This window comes from Massilia sp. PWRC2, from assembly GCF_049896725.1.
Classification (GTDB): Bacteria; Pseudomonadota; Gammaproteobacteria; order Burkholderiales; family Burkholderiaceae_D; genus JAFCUW01.
The window spans coordinates 1-921 of the sequence record NZ_JAFCUW010000048.1; the positions used below are offsets into that span (position 1 = coordinate 1).

1 protein-coding gene is annotated in these 921 nt (G+C 69.3%); it reads right to left on the minus strand.

Translation table 11 applies throughout. The features are described from left to right. Positions 1 to 921: YDG domain-containing protein (locus ACP7BZ_RS22970; protein ID WP_426117515.1), on the minus strand; the 921-nt coding region annotated here is incomplete at both ends.

Sequence of the window (921 nt, forward strand, 5' to 3'; positions counted from 1 at the left end):
ATAGGTGGGCAGCAGGCTGCTGCTGGTGGAACCGTCGTAGACCTTGCTGACGCCGGCGTTGCTGAGGGTGGCCGTCAGCGCGCGCGCGCTGATGGTGGCGGCGACGTCGAAGCTGCTCGCTGGCAGCGCATAGTCGCTGGCCAACGAGCCGGCCACGCCGCTGACGGCGCCCAGCGCCACCCCGCTCACGCTGATCTTGCTGGCACTGGCCACGTGCGCCGCATCGTAGGCGGCGCCGGTGTAGCTCAAGCTGGCGCTGTCGCCGGCGACCAGGCCAGCGATGTTCCAGGCGGGACTGAAGGCGCCCACCGTCGTGCTGCCATCGTAGGGTTTGCTATATGCGCTGTTGACCAGTGCTGCCGACAATGGCCGCGTGCTGATGCTGGCGGCGACAGCGGCGCTGCTCGCAGTGAGCAGATAGTCGCCCGCCTGCGAGCCGAGGCTGCCGGTGATGGCGGCGAGCGACAGGCCGGCGACGCTGACGTGGCTGGCGCTGTTGACGTGGATCGAATCGTAAGCGGCGCTGCTGTAATTGAGCGTGGCAGTGCTGTCGCCGCCCACCAGACCGGTAAAACTCCAGGTCGGCACGAACACCGGCGCGGCGCTGCTGCCGTCGTAGGTTTTGCTCAGCGCGCTGTTGGTCAGCGCCGCCGTCAGCGGCGCGGCGTTGATCGCCACCGCGTTGCCGGCACTGGCGCCGGTGAGCAGGGGCAGCGCGTAATTGCTGGCGACGCCGCCAGCGCCGTCAGCCAGCGTGATGGCAGCGATGAATTTGCCGCCGCTGGCGACGTGGGCGTCGCTGGCCACGGCGCCGCTGTAGAGCAGGGCCTGGCCGATGATGCCGCTGTCGATGCTGACCGCGCCGCCCAGGCTGGTGCTGCCGTCATAGGTCTTGCTGGCGGCAAGCGCCACCGTTTTCGG